Below are 14,296 nucleotides of genomic sequence, written 5' to 3' on the forward strand. Positions count from 1 at the left end.
TTGTGATCTAAAATTATTTTGAGTTTGGATTTTTAGATTGAAATTTAGCTTATTGATGATTTTTTAGCCATTCTGCTCTTCTCTGGTCTGGTAAATGTTTTACAGAGAAGTTTTCAAATTTTGCTTCAAAGCCTTTTCCGTCAGGAGAAGCGACCATTAAACCTACCATAACTGGTGCGTTATCCTGTAAAGGCGCATTTCTGGTCATGATATAGTTTTTATCATCAAAAGAATAGAATATTTCAACGGCATCTAATCGTCGTACGGCTTTAATCCAAATAAAAGGAGGCACTTTATCTAAAGTTGTTACGCTCCAATCGCTTTTGTCGTGTGTTACAACGGTACTGACATTAAATTTTCCGTCTACAAACTCCACTCCTGTTTTGATGTAATTTTTCTCGTCTATACGAATCATCAAACCCATCTGGTCAAAACGAGCGATGTAGTTTCCTGTCAGTTTTACTTTTGCTTCAAACTCTCCACCATAATTGGCGTAGTAAAAAGGCGCATCATCCACCGTGAATCCATAGTGCGAAATTCTCCAGTAATCGCTATTTGCGGTGACATTCATAATCAATGCATTATTTTTAATTTCCCATTTTTCAGGTTCATTAAACCATTGCATTTTGTTCAGACTCTGTGCTGAAAGGTTCTGGAACATGACAAAACCAAATGTAAATAGTAGTATTCGTTTCATTTTCAAAATTTGATTTTTATTATTAAAGCAAAACTTCTAATATTTTGTTTGTACATCTAAAATTTTAAGACAAAAGCAAAGCCGCAAATTTTTACACTTGCAGACTTTTACAAACCAACCAATTTTAGAAATAAAAAAATTATTTAAGTGAGAATTTCACTTTAGATTTTATATCTGTAGATGAAGCACCAATAATTGCTTCGAAATCACCAGGTTCTGCAACCCAGTCATGTTTTTTATCATCAAAGAAACTTAAAGCCGTCTTATCAATTGTAAACGTTACTGTTTTTTCTTCTCCAGCTTTAAGAGCAACTTTCTCAAAACCTTTTAATTCTTTTATCGGACGAGGCAATGAAGATTTCACGTCAGTAATGTACAATTGTACTACTTCAGATCCTTCTCTGCTTCCTGTATTTTTTACGTTAACTGAGAATGTTATTTTATCTCCTTCGTTAATTTGTTTTTTGTCAGCTGTTACTTTTCCATAAGCAAAAGTCGTGTAGCTCAAACCGTGTCCAAAAGAGAACAATGGTTTGATTTTGTTTTTGTCAATCCAACGGTATCCAACAAAAATTCCTTCGTTGTATTTTACCTCATCGCCACATGGAAATTCTCCTAAAGCATGAGCTCCGTTATCAGATAATTTTACTGGGAAAGTGAAAGATAATTTTCCAGAAGGATTTACATCTCCAACCAAAACATTTGCTAAAGCATTTCCTGCCTCAGTTCCTAAAAACCATCCCTGAACAATTCCTGGAACTTCTTTAATCCAAGGCATTGCAATTGCATTTCCAGAAATATTTACAAAAACAATGTTTTTATTTACTTTCGCTAATTCGCTAATTAATTTATCCTGACCATAAGATAAATTCAACTCTTTACGATCATGTCCTTCGTCATCTTGATTTTCGCTTTTGTTCAATCCTCCGATAAAAAGAACAATATCAGCATCTTTAGCTACTTTTAAAGCTTCTGCAGTCAATTCAGCTGGAGAACGTTTTTCTTCCAAACTTACTTTAGCAATAACTCCATTGTAATTACTTGTAGGATCTCCTACATAACCTCTTGCATAAACAATTTCAGCTTGGTTTCCGATTCTTTTCTTTAAACCTTCAAGTGGCGTGATTTCGTATCTTGCTTTAAGCGAAGAACTTCCTCCACCAACTGTCATCATTTTGATCGCATTTTCTCCAATTACAGCAATCTTTTTGGTTTTAGAAAGATTGATTGGAAGAATATTGTTGTTGTTTTGCAATAAAACGATTCCTTCTTCAGCAATTTTACGGCCAGCCAAAGCATGCTCTTCAGTTCCAAAAGATCCAAAAGGACGGTTTCTATCCATTGTAGTTAGGAAAGATAAACGTAGAATGCGACGTACTTTTTCGTCCAATTCTTTAGTTCCAACTTCTCCTTTTTTGATCATTTCTGCATATGGTTTTGCTAAATAGTAGTTATCATATGCATTACTTGTTCCCCAAGAAAGTCCATTTGTCCAAGAACCGAATTCCATATCCAAACCATTGTGAATAGCTTGTTTAGTATCACTAACTCCACCCCAATCTGAAACTACAACTCCTTTGAAGCCCCATTCTCCGCGAAGAATATCGTTTAATAAATATTCGTTGTGGCAACATTGCTGTCCTTTGTATTTGTTGTAAGCTCCCATAATTGACCAAACATCACCTTCTTGAACTGCGGCTTTAAAAGCAGGAAGATAAATTTCGTACAACGCACGGTCGTCAACGATTACGTTAACCGAGTTACGATTTGTTTCTTGATTATTTAAAGCGAAATGTTTTACGCAAGCTGCAACTCCATTTGCTTGAACACCTTTAATATAAGGAACAACCATTTTAGATGCCAAAAACGGATCTTCTCCCATATATTCGAAGTTACGACCGTTTAATGGACTTCTATAAATATTTACACCAGGTCCTAATAATACATTTTTGTTACGGTAACGAGCTTCTTCTCCAATAGATTTACCATATAAAGAAGCCAATTCTTTGTTCCATGTAGATGAAAGTGCCGTAAGCGCTGGAAAAGCAATACAAGAATCGTTTGTCCATCCAGCTTGATCCCATTCGTCCCATTTTACCTCTGTACGAATTCCGTGTGGTCCATCAGTCATCCAGTTTTCGGGAATTCCAAGACGTTTAACACCTGGAGAACTAAATTTAGACTGCGCATGAATCATGGCAATTTTCTCATCAGTTGTCATTCGTTTAAGCGCATCTTCTACGCGCTCTTCAATCGGTTTTTTATCATCTAGATAAACTGGAACTTTATTCTGAGCATTTGCTCCCAAAGAACTCAGTAAAAGTAAAACAACAATTGTTTTAACGTTTTTTAACATAACAGTAATAATTAAAGCATTAGTTAGATAATATTATAAAGTCTATATAAAAACTTTTCTATCATATTGTAAAACTAAAACGTTATCGTACAAGTTACATTTTTAGACAGAAAAAAGTAGTGGTTTAAAAAATTAATTATTTGATTTTTAAATATTTAAAATAAAAAATACCTTAAAAAAAGTAGTGATTTTGAAATAAACATTTACGCTTTCAAAGCCATTGAGCCAATTTTCATGACCATTTCTTCGAAATCATTTCGCGAAACTGCCGCCTTATTTCGAGCTCTTGTGCGATAGTTGTAAATTGTGCTTAAAGAATAACGCAAAAATGTCGCTATTTTAACACTGTCGGTAATTCCGAGTCTGATTAAAGCAAAAATTCGAAGTTCTGTATTTAGTAATTCATTTTGCTTTAAAACGATTTGTTCTTCTGGAATTAATAAAGCATTGAAATCTTTGACAAATGTTGGATATAAGTTTAAAAAGATAATATCGAAGTTTTTGTATAATTCTTCTAGCTCGTTATCAACCAAAGTAGTTGATTTTAATATTTTGTAAATTTCGTCGAATTGTTTTGCTGTTGCTTTCTTGTTTAAACTAATGCGATAATTCTCTAATTTGTTAATGTAAGTTGAGCAAAGACTGAAGAAATGTGCAATATATTCTTCTTTAACCAAATTAGATTCAGACAATTGCAGATTACTTTCTTGCAACTGCTTGTTTGTTTCAGTAATATCTTTATTTAACTCTGCTAGTTTCTGGCTGGTTTCATAAAGTTCGCTTCTAATTCTAGAAACCTTTTTCATTTGTTTGTAAACGTAAATAATTGCAACTAGTAAAAATAGAGAAAGCAAACTGATGCAAAGCAAATAAATCTGTAATTCACTTTTTCGTTGCGCTTCACGTTCCTGATAAACTGTATTAATAATCGAATATACTTCTGACATCAACAAAGTTCGAAACTGAACATTGCAATATAATGCATCTTCAATCGCAGATTGTGTGAGTTTATAAGCCATATCGACATCTCCAATTTCGTAAAAAACTAAAGCCAACTCTTGGAGTGAAGCATTGTCTTTATTGGCATTTTTAATATCTGAAGTGGCAGAAAGTGCATAGTATCTTTTTCTAGCTTCTAAGTCATGCGTAGCTTCACCTATTTTTCCTAACAAATAGGTAATCATTGCATATTCTGGACTTTCTTCTTTAGTTTTATTCAATAAAGCTAATAACTGCTTTTTAGGATCATTGTATTTTTTATCAATAAAAATATCTTGCTGAATTCTATTAATTTGATATTCTAAAGTATTTGGTTTTAGAATACTTAATAATGAATCACGATAACTCCCAATCTGTTTTCTGTACTCAGGACTATAACTATTAGCCGCATAATGTTCAAAAAATTCACGATACGAAATATAATAATTTGGAAGTAAAGAAGCAGGAAGACTTTTTTTATTAATGCTTTTTAAAATTGCTTCAGATTCACGATATTTTCCAGAAGAAGAATAAAGTGTTACCAGTTGCAATTGAGCTAAATCTAAAAGTTCTTTATTTTGAAGTTCTTCGGCAATTTTGATGTTCTTTTTTACGTATTGAATTGCAGAATCTGAGTTTAGTTTCTGATATTCAAAATAAAGTGTTTTGTTATAATTATACTCCTGCTCTTTCGTAAGATTATCCGATTTTATCTTCTTGAAATTCAGAATTCGCTCTTCTTTAATCTTTACGTAATGCTGTTTATTTTTAATCGCTTCGTTTAATTCTTTCAAAATAACATCTGTACTCTCCGATGCAAAAAGTGGAAGGTTTAAAATAAAAAACAGAAATAAGTAATATTTTTTCAAAGCGATTTTAATATAAAGGAATTACAAATATAGCAAAGCGAAAATATAAAAAATGAATTATTTTGAGAGTGGTTATAATTAACCAAAAATGATATTGCAGTATTTTCTACTATAAATAATACAATGACAAAGATATAATTACTATAAATAAATTTATTAAAACAAAAGCTTTGTGAAAGTTTTTAAAATTTCACAAAGCTTTGCTATACTATATAAAACTAAAGCGCAATAGGCGCCGCTAAACAACTTTCTGGAATATTGAAAGCATTTACGAGAGCCACAGCGTCTGGACGAATATCCCAACAAAGCTGATTTACCATTTTACGGACTGCTTTGGTTTTTACTGCTTCCATATAACCGTCTTCAAGATACCAACCTTTGTTTTTTTCTATCTGCGAAAGCGCATATAACTGATTCAATTTCGTCAAAATAACTTTCGAAGATTCGTCTTCAACTGCTTTTATTGCGATTTGAAATTGCTCTAAGACTATTCTTTCCAAATATGCTTCGGCCACATCAATCATTTGATGTTGCACAACGTTGAAAGCATCATAAGGTTCTAATCCTCCATCAATCAATTTTTTGATACGTCTAGTCTGCTGAAGCCAAAATTGTTTTTTCTCTATGAACAAATGCCTGAAGATGAAATTCTCCATCTAACAAATGTTCGTCTTCTGTTCTACGGGTTGCAATTGGGTTTTTCTCCGCAATTGCTGTTTTTGCATTTTCGTATACATAATTGATAATTCCCAGCGAACCCATTTCTCCAAATGACTTTCTGAATTCTGCTAATCTGTTTTTAGCTACTAATTGCATTAAAACGGTATTATCTCCTTCAAAAGTGGTGTAAATTTCAGTATCGTTTTTAAGCGCATCTATTCTATTTTCAGACAAATAGCCTTTTCCTCCGCAAGCTTCTCTACATTCTTGCAGAATATCTCTCGTACTCCAAGTAGAATAAGATTTCATTCCTGCTTGCCAATGCTTCGATTTCTTGCATTTCAGCTTCGGTTTTGTTTAAAAATCTACTCGTTAAATATTGAAGTGCAAAATGAACTGCATACGTTTTAGCTAAGGGTGGCAATAATCGACGCTGATGCATTCTGTAATTTAAAATAGGAACTTCAGAACCTCCTTCTGGACCAAATTGTCTTCTTTGATCGCTGTAGCGAATGGCAATTGTTAATCCTGATTTAGCTCGCAACTAAAGCCGAACGCGGAATTCCGATTCTTCCTCCAACCAAAGTCCCTAACATCGTGAAAAATCGTCTATTATCACTCGGAATCGGGCTTTCAAATTCGCCTTTATCATTTACTGAAGCAAAGCGATCCAGCATATTGTCTTTCGGAATCACTACATTATCAAAACTTATTGTTCCGTTATCTACGCCATTTAATCCCATTTTATGACCGCAATCGCCAATTGTTACTCTGTTTAATACATTTCCGTTTGGATCGCGTAACGGAACCACAAAAGCATTTACGCCATAATCATGATCGTCAATAATTAATTTAGCAAAAACAGTTGCCATTTGTCCATGAACAGCTGCGTTGCCAATATATTCTTTTTGAGCATTTTTATTTGGCGTATGAATGGTAAAAGTCTGATCGTTATGATTGTAAGTTGCTGTTGTTTCTAGACCTTTTACGTTCGATCCGTGATGTGTTTCGGTCATGGCAAAACAGCCTGGAAGTTTCAACGAGCCAATATCTTTTAAATATTTAGCATAATGTTTTTCAGTTCCTAACGATTGAACACTCATTCCCCAAAGTCCAAACTGAACACCAAATTTAATTACCAAACTTAAATCGTGATAACTCAGCGTTTCCATGATGGCGAAATAATCTTCAATATTTCCTCCTCCGCCATATTCTTTTGGATAAGCCATGCCTCCTAAATTTTCATCGGCTAGAATTTTGCACCATTTGTAAACGGTTTGTCTAAAAACATTAATATCAGTAGACGTTTCATATGCAAATTCAGGTCTCGAAATCACAGATTTAACTCTTTCAATTATTGCGCCTTCTTTTCCGTCTAAAAGTTGAGTGATTTTCTGAATGTCAAAACTAGCATCTGTATGAGAATTGGCTGTAAAAGAATCCGCTTTGGTTTTAAAGTTTTGAAGCGCCTCTTCGCCTAAAATCCCTAAATCATTTTCTAGTTTTTTGAAATCGGATTCGATTGGTGTTAAATCCAAATCGGTTCCCGAAAGTGCTCTTGCAATATCAAAAATCGACTTAACAGAAGATTTATCCTGAATGCTTTTTTCAATATCCAATTTCCATTGTGTGAGTTCATTTCGCGAAGGCGGATTTGAAATATCTACTTTAGAAAGCAAATATTCTTTTTCTTCTTGAGACAAAACATTTAGCGAATTTATAAACTCTTTTAAGGTTGTAAACTCTTTTTGTGTCAGTAAATCATCTGACCACACTAAATAAAATAACGGAGTAAAGGCTTGAAGTTTGGTATTTTTCATATCAACAGTATTCGGTTTGGAAATAGTTTTTTTTAGCCACAGATTTCACAGATTTAAACGATTTTTTTTCGCCACGAATTCCACTAATTTTCGCAAATTTTATTCCCTATTCTAAAAATAATTTAATTCGTGAAAATTAGTGGAATTCGTGGCGACACTTTTTTTGTACAAAGAATATAATCCTTTTAATCTGTACAATCTGTGGCTAAATATTTTTTTCAGTTTATCGCAAAAAAACAGGAATGAAAAATACTCATTCCTGTTTAAACATCCTGTTAAGGTTCTTATAATTTTCGATTTTAAACCAATAAAAAATATGAAAACTAAGAAATTAAGAACCCTTGGATATTGAGGTCATTTTTTGCTTTATGGCAAAAATATGATGCGAATTAAAAACTAACACTGCGGTAAAAATGATACCGTATGCTGTAATCTGCAAAGGCGTAATATTTTCTTTGAAAAAAAGGTCGCCAAACCAAATGCAATCATCGGATTAATGTTTAATAACATTCCAACTGTTGAAGAGTTGATTCCTGAAAGTGCATATAAATTGAGAAATAACGGAATTATAGTAAATACAATTGCAATGGTTTCAATGCAGAGATAAAACTTAAATTCCGTTGGAACCGGTCCCCCAAAAACCGGATAAAACGGTAATAAAAACAAGGCTGACAATGTGATGTGAAAAGTCAAAACAATAAACTTATCAAAACCTCTGTTAGCACGTTGGCTTACTAAATAAGCGAGATAAGTAAGCCCTATAATAATACTGAAAAACATATCCATTATATCGGTGTATGAGAGCAATATGCATCCCGAAATACTTAATCCGACAGAAAGCCATTGTGTTTTTAGCAGTTTTTCTTTCAGTATAAAATAAGCCAATAAAGTCGTTAAAATTGGACAAACCAAATATGCCAAAGAAGTCGCTTTTACACTCACATGATTAACCACATAAATAAAGGTGAACCAGTTTGCCATCAAAAAAACACTTCCGCCAATATTCAGCAGAACCGATTTTCTTTTTTCTGATTTTGATAAAGCTTTAAAAATCTCAATCGTTTCTTTTATTTGTTTTCTTTTAAACAAAAAAGCAATTAAAAGCATTAAACCAGCACAACTGAAAACACGAAAAAACAAAATATCTAACGAAGGATATTCATGAATTGGCTTTAAAACCAAACTAAAAAGTCCCCACGTAATAAAGGCTGAAATCGCCGCGATATAATACTTTGTTGTTTTCACAAAATTGCTTTTAAATTGTTTTCTTTTGATGACGCAAATTTCTTAAAAATAAAACAGCAATACAGATACAGTTTTTGTAAATTGCAGCATAACAGTTTTATTTTTTTATGAAAAATTCGAATTACTTATATCTTCAATTTGCTGACCTCATCGAAAAACAGATCAAATCAGGGCTTTTAAATGTAGGCGACAAATTGCCATCTATACGAGAAGTCTGTGCTGAAACAGGTTATAGCATGAGCACGGTAAGTAAAGCATATTACGAAGTTGAAAGCCGTTCTTTGATCGAATCAAGACCACAATCGGGTTATTATGTAAGCAATATTTCGGCTAGAACAATTCCAGAACCATCAGCAAGCAAACCGCTTTTAACACTTGAAAATATCGAACGTGAGGATTTGGTGGATTTGGTTTATGGCGATATGCGTAAAAAAGATATTACGATGCTTTCGCTTGGTTTTCCTTCAAATGAATTACTTCCGATTGCGAAACTGAATAAAGGAATGGTTCAAGCCATGCGTCAACTTCCAAACAGCGGAACAAGTTATGAGGAAATTGAAGGAAATAGTAATTTAAGAAAAGAAATTGCACGTTGGTCGTTTACTTGGGGAGGTTCCTTGACTGAAGATGATATTATAACGACTCCGGGCTGTATTTCGGCTATTTCAGATTGTTTATTAACGCTGACAAAACCAGGAGACACTATCATTACTGAAAGTCCTGTTTACTTTGGGATTCTGCAATTGGCAAGATCATTGGGTTTGTACGTAATGGAACTTCCAACCAATATGACAACAGGAATTGAAATTGAAGCAGTTAAAAAAACGCTTTCTACAAAGAAAGTAAAAGCCTGTGTTTTGATGAGTAATTTCAGTAATCCGTCGGGAAGCATGCTACCAAACGAACATAAAAAGGAAATCGTCCGTTTAATGGATTTTTATAATGTTCCGCTAATTGAAGATGATATTCACGGTGATTTGTATTTTGGAACAAGCCGTCCGACAAACTGTAAAACGTATGATGAAAGCGGTATCGTTTTGTGCTGCAGTTCGGTTTCTAAAAGTCTGGCACCAGGCTATCGCGTGGGTTGGGTTTCTCCAGGAAAGTTTAAAAAAGAAGTTCTGAGAACCAAATTGTACCATACGATCTCCAATTCTACCATTACACATGAAGTTGTTGGAGATTTCTTGAAAAATGGCCGTTACGAAAATCATCTGAGAAAAATTCGCCAAATTTTGAATCGAAACTGTACCAATTACATCAATACAGTTTTAGAGTCTTTTCCTGCGGGAACCAAAGTGAGCCAACCTCAAGGTGGATTTTTTCTTTGGGTCGAATTGGATAAAAAAATCGATACAGTCGCTTTTTACCATTTAGCGCTTAAACATAATATTAGCATCGCTCCGGGAAGGATTTTTTCCTTTCAAAATCAATTTTCAAATTGTATGCGATTGAGCTTTGGACTGCCTTGGTCTAATGAATTGAGAACTGCAATTCAGACCTTGGGAAGGCTGGCGAAGCAACTCTAGATTCTAAAAAATCAACGCAATATTATCATTTCGTCGTAAGGAGAAATCTTCGCGAGAAGCTCAGCAAAGATTGGAAAATTGTTACGGAGTTACTTGTGGAGATTTCTCCTTCGTCGAAATGACAAAACTATGTGTTTAAATAACAAAAAAAATTGGACAGCGCAACTACTCACTGTCCAATCAACAATTAACTCAAGACCAAAATTAAATAGTTATAAGACAAAATAAGCGTCCTTTTCGACTTTTTTAGGTTCGTCTTTTAAGTCAAATTCTTTAAGAATATCAAATTCACTTTGATATTCGTTTAACATTTGCTTGATATTTTTTTCAATTGTATTTGCAATTGCAGTAACTGGCGTATCTGTAGGTCTGTTTTCGAACGGATCTTGCAAATGAATCGCCATTCTTTCGATTAAAAAAGCGAGCACCAATCGCAGTAATCAGCGGAATTGCAAACCAGCTTAAAACACTCGTTAATCCGAAAGGCAATAGGAAAATAAACAAACACAAAGTCAATCTAATGTACATACTGTATGTTGTTGGGAAAATCGTGTTTTTAATACGCTCACATTTTCCCATTTCATCACACAATCTTGACAATGTATTATCAATTTCAACCTGTTGATACATGTTGATTTTCTTTTCGTTTTTAGCTGTTCTTAAATCTCTTGCATGCAGCATCAAAATTGCATTTGGAACGTTCTGATGATTTTTGATGTATCTGATTTCTTCTTCGCTAATTAAGCCTTCAATCGGCTTTATTGCATCTCTATTTCTAAGCGACTCTCCTAAACTATAACACCATGCAATTTGTCTTTTAGCAAAATTTTCTTTGAATTCACTTGCTTCAACAGAGAAATCTGGATCGTCGTAAAATGTTAAAACCTGACGAATCAAGGTTCTAGAATCGTTTACAACAGCACCCCAAACAATTCTGGCTTCCCACCATCTGTCATAAGCCTGATTGGACTTAAAGGCTAATAATAAGGAAATAATGGTTCCGATCATGGTCGGAATGGCAATCGGGATATCTACAGGCAAATTGATGAAATAATGATGAAAAATTTCAAATAGTATGGTATAAGCCAACACTAAAACAATTTCTACTTTAATTTTCCCGAGAACGTACTTCATTGGTATTCTTTTCTTTAATAACATATTTTCGGTTTTAAATTAATAATTTTTGAGAGGCTAAGATTCTAAGTTTCTAAGGTGCTAAGAATTAAAAAACTTAGAAACTTAGTGTCTTAGTAGCTTAGAATCTCAGACTCTTAAACCATCTCTTCGTACAATGAAAGAACAGGAAGTCCTAATTTTTCATTGACATTTTCTTTTTTTGATTTTTTAAATTTGATTTTCTCGCCTTTTCTCGTTTCTACCAACATATCAATATTATGTTTAGAAATGGCTTCTGATAAAAATGGAGCAACGTTTTCGTAGTCGTCTTCAAAACTGGCAGTTTGGCTTACGATTTCGAAAGAGAAATTGGCGCTTAAGAAATCCTGAACGTCTTTTACATGAATGTTCACGCTCGAATTTTCTACATAAAGTGCTTTATGGAAAACCTCTTTATTAGCTTCTGTACTTAAATGCAGAATCGGACATTTCTGATTTCCTGCCAATTGCACTAAATATTGATGAATTCTTTTTGTTTCTTGTTTATAAGAATGAGTAAGAATGACCAATTTTACTGAAAAGACATCTATCAGTCTTTTAAAAATTGGTGCTGAAAGTCCGTATTGATTATGGACTTTTAATTTTATGTTTGAAGTGTGTTCAACAATATATCGGCAGGTTTCTAGAACTTCTTCCTGACTTCTGGTAAGTCCAGATTTCATTTCTCTTAAAAAACCAGAAGAAGAAAACGTATCAGGCGCTTCTGAAACTAATACTAAAATAATTTCTGATTCAGTATTTTTAGACTGATTTACCGCAGATTTAACAGCCGAGATTGTATCATCTTTTAAAGTCGTAGGTATAAGAAAATTTTTCATAAGTATATCTTTTAGTTTATACTTACAAAATAACTATCCGGAAATTAGACCTTTATTAATCTAAAATTAGAATTTTCTAAAATTAAACATTAGATTTTTTAATGTTGAATTTTTTAAAGGTAATCGTAACGATAGTTCCTTTATTTTGCTCAGATTGCACTTGCAGTTCTCCATCATGCATTCTAATGATTTTAGAAGCTAACGGAAGTCCTAAACCGTAACCAATGTATTTGGCGGCGATTTTACCTCTAAAGAAAGGTTCATATAAATGCGGAATATCTTCAGGTGGAATACCGATTCCGATATCATTAATTGTAATTTTAATCATTTCTTTATTAGCAGAAAGATTCACAAACACTTCATTATTATCAGAATACTTTACTCCGTTTGTAATAATGTTATTGATTGCCAATTCTAAAAGCGGTTTATTGCATGGCAGCAACAATAAATTAGAATCTTCTGGAGCAAAATTAAGTTTAATGCTTACTCGATTGTCTGGATAAATCTTATCAAGATCAGATTTCACATCCAATAATAACTCGTCCATTCGCGCAATGTCAGACACTTGTTTTTGTCCGTCATAACCTGTTTGAGTCAATTTTAGCAAGCTTTCTGTTAAGTTTCCTAATCTTGAAGCCTGACTGTATATATTTTGTAGGGATTCTACATATTCATGCTGTTGTCTTTCTTTAAGCAACATAATTTCTGCTTCGGCAATAATTGTTGTTATTGGCGTTTTTAATTCGTGAGAAGCATTATTAATAAAGTTCGCTTGAATCTCAAAAGAGGTTTCCAAACGATCCAGCATATTATTGAAAGTATTGGTCAAATCTGAAATTTCATCAGAATTTTTCACCTCTGGAAGACGATTATGAAGATTAGAAGCACTAATTCTTTTTACTTCTTTTGTAATTCTTGCTACAGGATCGATAACTCGTTTTGCTAAAAATCGCCCTAAAAGAAACGCTAGAATCACAAAACCGATTCCGCCAAAAAGCATGATTTTGACAATATAAACGGTCGTGTCTTTCCCTTTACGATCTCTCGCGCTAACAATTACAATATACTTTTGATTGTTTTCTTGAAAAATCTGTCCTAAATAATATTTATTATCTCTTTCAAAAGAATCTTTTCCTGTTTTTAAAATATTGGTGTAAAACGTATTCGGAAGATTCAGATTTGTATTATAATCAAAACTATTATGGCTATTTATTTTTAATACATATTCTTCTTCTTCAATTAATTCCTCAAGACCATTTTTTTGAAGATTTTTATAATATTTAATTTTCTCTGGGTCTTTTTGAAAATGAATTGAAGCGACAATTTTTGCTCTATCATCTAATCGCTTTAAAAAGTGATATCGATTGTTTTCCCTAAAAAGAAAAAACACGATAATACACAATAGCGAAGTACTAAAGGTAGAAAGGGCAACATAATTGAAAGTGATTTTTTTCTAATATCCATATTATGGCTTAATTACATAACCTAAACCCTTCATGGTATGAATCAGTTTGGTTGAAAAAGGCTTATCTATCTTTCTTCTTAAGTACGTAATATAAACATCTACGACGTTGGTATTCATGTCAAAATTAATATCCCAAACATTATCCAAAATCTGATCGCGCGAAACGATTCTGCCAGTATTTTTAGCCAAATAATATAATAGTTTGAATTCTTTGGCAGTTAAAACAATGTTTTCTCCATCTCTTTTAACCGTTTTGGCACGTCCGTTTATTTCTAAATCGGCAATTGTGATAGTATCTATTTTTTCTGTTTCCTGTTGCGATCTTCTGTAGAGCGCATTTATTCTGGCATCTAATTCGCCAAATTTAAACGGCTTTACCAAATAATCATCAGCTCCAGCGTTTAATCCCGTTACAATGTTTTCTGAAGTTCCTAAAGCTGTTAATAGCAAAATAGGTACAAAGTTTTTTGCAAGACGAAGTCTTCTGCAAATTTCAATTCCGTTGACATCAGGAAGCATTACATCCAAAATTACTACATCGAAGGTATAATTATGAATCATTTCCATAGCCGTTTTACCGTCCATTGCAACGCTTACTTCATTATTATTTTCTGCAAACCCTTTACGTAATATCGATAATAGATTTGGTTCGTCTTCAACTATCAGTAATTTCATCTTAAGAA

General features: G+C 33.2%; 11 protein-coding genes and 1 pseudogene. 1 reads left to right on the forward strand and 11 read right to left on the reverse strand.

The annotated features are described in order from the left end of the window. Nucleotides 1–49 precede the first annotated feature (49 nt). From P5P87_RS06515 to P5P87_RS06550, 7 genes and pseudogenes are all read right to left on the reverse strand, one after another. On the reverse strand, nt 50–697 hold the full coding sequence (locus P5P87_RS06515) for a DUF1349 domain-containing protein (RefSeq protein ID WP_278021995.1): 648 nt from the start codon (nt 695–697) through the stop codon (nt 50–52). A gap of 139 nt (nt 698–836) precedes the next feature. Continuing rightward, complete coding sequence (locus tag P5P87_RS06520; RefSeq protein WP_278021996.1) at nt 837–3,053, reverse strand: glycoside hydrolase family 3 C-terminal domain-containing protein; 2,217 nt, start codon at nt 3,051–3,053, stop codon at nt 837–839. A 203-nt stretch (nt 3,054–3,256) separates the two neighbouring features. Continuing rightward, nucleotides 3,257–4,900 (reverse strand): DUF6377 domain-containing protein, encoded by a 1,644-nt coding sequence (locus P5P87_RS06525; RefSeq protein ID WP_278021997.1) that lies wholly within the window; start codon nt 4,898–4,900, stop codon nt 3,257–3,259. A gap of 218 nt (nt 4,901–5,118) precedes the next feature. Then, entirely contained in the window at nt 5,119–5,478 is a 360-nt protein-coding gene (locus P5P87_RS06530; protein ID WP_278021998.1) for an acyl-CoA dehydrogenase, read from the reverse strand. Nucleotides 5,479–5,491: 13 nt separating this feature from the next. After that, a pseudogene (locus P5P87_RS26095) lies at nt 5,492–6,104 on the reverse strand (acyl-CoA dehydrogenase family protein). Then, a complete protein-coding gene (locus P5P87_RS06545; protein ID WP_278022001.1) occupies nt 6,094–7,380 on the reverse strand; it encodes an acyl-CoA dehydrogenase family protein in 1,287 nt (428 codons plus the stop codon). The pseudogene P5P87_RS26095 and the gene P5P87_RS06545 overlap by 11 nt, the downstream one beginning before the upstream one ends. 396 nt (nt 7,381–7,776) lie before the next feature. Next, the gene (locus tag P5P87_RS06550; RefSeq protein ID WP_278022002.1) at nt 7,777–8,625 is read right to left on the reverse strand and encodes an EamA family transporter; all 849 of its coding nucleotides are present in this window, start codon (nt 8,623–8,625) and stop codon (nt 7,777–7,779) included. A gap of 107 nt (nt 8,626–8,732) precedes the next feature. Between P5P87_RS06550 and P5P87_RS06555 the strand changes: the two genes are divergently transcribed. Continuing rightward, nucleotides 8,733–10,154 carry an aminotransferase-like domain-containing protein gene (locus P5P87_RS06555; RefSeq protein WP_111423661.1) on the forward strand — a complete coding sequence of 474 codons (1,422 nt, stop codon included), beginning with the start codon at nt 8,733–8,735 and terminating at the stop codon, nt 10,152–10,154. A 327-nt stretch (nt 10,155–10,481) separates the two neighbouring features. Here the strand turns inward: P5P87_RS06555 and P5P87_RS06560 are convergent, their stop codons facing one another. The 4 genes from P5P87_RS06560 to P5P87_RS06575 all read right to left on the reverse strand — a co-directional run bounded on the left by P5P87_RS06560 (nt 10,482) and on the right by P5P87_RS06575 (nt 14,288). Further along, nucleotides 10,482–11,288, reverse strand: coding sequence for a bestrophin family protein (locus P5P87_RS06560; protein ID WP_278022003.1), 807 nt, complete (start codon nt 11,286–11,288; stop codon nt 10,482–10,484). A gap of 137 nt (nt 11,289–11,425) precedes the next feature. After that, nucleotides 11,426–12,148, reverse strand: a complete 723-nt coding sequence (locus P5P87_RS06565) for a hypothetical protein (protein WP_198856040.1) — start codon at nt 12,146–12,148, stop codon at nt 11,426–11,428. Between the two features lie 82 nt (nt 12,149–12,230). Next, nucleotides 12,231–13,538, reverse strand: coding sequence for a HAMP domain-containing sensor histidine kinase (locus tag P5P87_RS06570; protein ID WP_278022004.1), 1,308 nt, complete (start codon nt 13,536–13,538; stop codon nt 12,231–12,233). A gap of 75 nt (nt 13,539–13,613) precedes the next feature. Then, nucleotides 13,614–14,288, reverse strand: coding sequence for a response regulator transcription factor (locus tag P5P87_RS06575; RefSeq protein WP_278022005.1), 675 nt, complete (start codon nt 14,286–14,288; stop codon nt 13,614–13,616). Nucleotides 14,289–14,296: the final 8 nt, after the last annotated feature.

It is taken from the genome of Flavobacterium ginsengisoli, assembly GCF_029625315.1.
GTDB lineage: Bacteria > Bacteroidota > Bacteroidia > Flavobacteriales > Flavobacteriaceae > Flavobacterium > Flavobacterium ginsengisoli.